At 56.1% G+C, this 3,425-nt stretch carries 2 protein-coding genes; both read left to right on the top strand.

The window, feature by feature from the left end:
- The first annotated feature begins 218 nt into the window (after positions 1–218).
- Complete coding sequence (locus DQG23_RS41565; RefSeq protein WP_113036947.1) at positions 219–1,367, top strand: Gfo/Idh/MocA family protein; 1,149 nt, start codon at positions 219–221, stop codon at positions 1,365–1,367.
- Between the two features lie 197 nt (positions 1,368–1,564).
- Positions 1,565–3,226, top strand: coding sequence for a dihydroxy-acid dehydratase (locus tag DQG23_RS41560; RefSeq protein WP_202866033.1), 1,662 nt, complete (start codon positions 1,565–1,567; stop codon positions 3,224–3,226).
- Positions 3,227–3,425 lie beyond the last annotated feature (199 nt).

Raw genomic sequence — 3,425 nt, 5'->3', positions numbered from 1 at the left:
CCCGGTACGCCTTCACAAACGCGCCTTGCATGCAAGGATAAACGGCTTCCGCCCTCTCTTGGGCGGTGTGTTTACCGTAGCGTAATCCGTACAAGGTTATGCGTAGCTTAACCTTTCTGATGGAGGAACGAAAATTCGGCAAAATCAGTTCCCCTCGGAGTATTCAGACACGCCCTAGAGATAAAATAGCTCTACTAGGATGAGAGGAGAAATAACAAATGACAATCAAAATAGGAATTGTCGGCGTGAGAGGCCTTAGCATGCTGACCGGCTTTAAATCCAATCCGGATACCGAAGTGGTAGCGCTTTGCGATCTGGATGAAGACTATCTTCGACTGCAAGCCCAGCAGCATGATATTCCGCATACGTATAGAATTTTTGAAGACATGCTCGCCTCGGATATCGATGCGGTGGTTATTTCTACGCCGATGCAGCTGCACGTGCCCCAAACCATTCTGGCGCTGCAAAGCGGAAAGCATGTGATGAGCGAGGTTACGGCCGGCGTAACGATGGATGAGCTTTGGTGGCTGAAAGAGACCGCAGAGCAATCCCAAAAGGTTTATATGATGGCCGAAAACTACTGCTATATTCCGCAAAACCAGCTCATCGGCAGCATGGTCAGGAAGGGAATGTTCGGGGAGATTTATTTCGGCGAAGGCGAATACTTGCACAATACCCGCGAGCTTGCTTATCGGTTCAATCGCCCCGGCGCCGGAGAGAGTGCAACTCCTACGTGGCGCAAATACTGGCAGCTCGGCAAACGCGGCAACTTTTACCCGACGCATAGTTTAGGGCCGGTCATGCAATGGTTTCATGGCGACCGCATTCGATCCGTCTCCACCTTCGCGACCGGCTGGCATACGGACAAACGTTTTAGGCAAGAGGATACGTCCATTACGCTGTGTCAGATGGAAAGCGGGAAGCTGATCAAGCTCCGGATGGACTGCATATCGAACCGTCCGCACAACATGAGCTATTATACGCTTCAAGGAACGAAGGGCAGCTATGAAGCGCCGCGCGGACTTGGGGATCAGCATAAAGTGTATTTTGCCGCGGACGGCGAAAACCCGGATCATGCCGAATGGCGGCCGCTCAGCGATTTTAACGAGCATTTGCCGGAAAGGTACAAGAACGTAACGGAGGAGCAAAAGTCCGCCGGTCATTGGGGCGGCGATTTCTTCATCGTCGAAGATTTCGTCAACGCGATGAAGGGGCTGCAGAAGCCGGCGATCGACGTGTATGAAGCCTGCGAATGGACCGCCGTGGCGCTGCTGTCCGAGCTGTCGGTCATGAACGGCGGGCGTACGATGGACATGCCCGATTTTCGCAAAAACTCAACGTATGGCGAGCAGATCCTTAAATTGTGAGGTTAGCCGGCCGGATGTCTGGAAGTGAACAAGGATCTACGAGTTTACAAGAACGGCTTGCTCGGAAACGGTCAAACGAGCCCGCTCTAACACGCTGAAAGGCGGCGTTACGGCGGGCCGTTCGGCCGATTCGAGCGAGGCTTAATTATGATCGGACGGAAGGAAAAGAGGAAAGAGATGAAATTACGCAGCAGCGAATGGTTCGAAAACGACAACGCCGAATTGACCTTCCAGCATCGTTCCGCGNCATTTTTAACGCTTGGAACGATTTCAACAGCTGTAATTATCCGCATAAGGAATTGGTCGAATACGTCAAAAAGGGCGTATTGCTTGCCGGCGGATATCCGATCGAGCTGCATACGATTTCCACGCCTGCCGACTTTATGAAGCCGTCCGACTTGCTGTACCGCAACCTGCTCTCCATGGATTTGGAGGAAAGCATCCGGTCGCAGCCGATCGACGGCGTCGTGCTTTTGTGCGAATGCGACAAAACGGTGCCCGCCCAGCTGATGGCGGCGGCCAGCTGCGACCTGCCGGCCCTGCAATTGGCTGCCGGCCATCGTTCGTCGGGCAGCTTCCGCGGCAAGACGGTCAATTACGGTACGGACCTGTGGAAATATTCGGACGACTATAAAGCCGGATTGTTGTCCGATGAAGAGTGGCGGGAGCTGGAGAAATCCATCTCCTGCACCTTGGGCGGGTGCCCGGTTATGGGATCGGCTTCCACGATGAAAAGCTTGTCCGAGATGCTCGGCATGATGCTTCCCGGCACTTCCAGCATTCCCGCTACCGACGCCAGGCGCAAAATAGCGGCCGAAGCGACCGGCATGCGAATCGTCGAGATGGTGCGGGAAAACCTCACGCCATCGCGGTTGATGACGGAGCCCGCTTTTCATAACGCGATCAAGCTGCTGGCGGCGATGGGCGGCTCCACGAATGCGGCGATTCATTTGACCGCGATCGCGGGCAGATTCGGCATCCGCATTCCGATCGAGCGATATGCGGAGCTGACGGAGACGGTGCCGCTCATCGTCAACCTGCAGCCAAGCGGATCGTACAGTATGGACGATTTCCATCGGGCGGGCGGGTTGCAGCGGGTCATCCATAATCTGATGCCGATGCTTGATCAGGATTGCTTGGGCTGTACCGGCGAAAACATCGGGCGTATCTACGGCTCGGAGATGCCGGAATACGAGACGACCGCCGAGGTTATCGCCGCGCTTGGCGCACCTTTTAAAGAGCGTGCCGGTCTGGGCATTTTGAAAGGAAACTTAGCGCCGCAAGGAGCGGTTATCAAAAAATCTGCCGTATCGCCTCACTTGTTCAAGCATCGCGGCCAAGCAGTCGTTTTCGAGAGCTATACGGATATGCTGGCGCGTATCGACAGCGACGAGCTTGAGGTGACCGCCGATCATGTGCTCGTGATGAAGTATTGCGGTCCGGTGGCGATGGGGATGCCCGAATGGGGCTCCATTCCGATTCCGGCCAAGCTGCTGAAGCAGGGCGTGCGCGATATGGTGCGAATCAGCGACGCGCGGATGAGCGGGACGAGCTATGGCGCCGTTATTTTGCATGCCGCACCCGAAGCGGCGGTCGGGGGTCCTCTTGCGATCGTGCGGGACGGCGACTGGATCGAGCTCGATATCGAGGCGGCGACGATTCGCCTGATGCTGGACGATAGCGAGATCGAAGCCCGGCTCGCGTCTTGGCAGGCGCCGGAAGCGCAGCATAAACGCGGCTATCCGCGTCTGTTTGCGGAGCATACGCTGCAAGCGCCGGAAGGCTGCGATCTGGACGTGCTGCGTCCCGACAGCAAGGCGGAAGCCGTTTTCGTCCCGCCGATCGTCGGCAGGGGGTAGGCTCCTCAGCCACTCCATACTATAGGGAAGAAAGAAGGGCTTGGCACGATGCCGCTTTCACGAATATTGGAACAGGTTCATGTAGGACGCGTCGTAGACGATACGCTCGAGCTCGTCAAGATGGCGAGCGTTACCGGCGACACTCGCCTCATTGCAGACCGCTACGAACAAATGCTGATTGAAGCCGGCTGCTCGGTGC

Origin of the sequence: Paenibacillus contaminans, from assembly GCF_003285015.1 — a bacterium.
Lineage (GTDB): Bacteria > Bacillota > Bacilli > Paenibacillales > NBRC-103111 > Paenibacillus_V > Paenibacillus_V contaminans.
The sequence above is the reverse complement of the archived record's forward strand: the minus strand, read 5'-3'. Positions and strand labels throughout refer to the sequence as shown.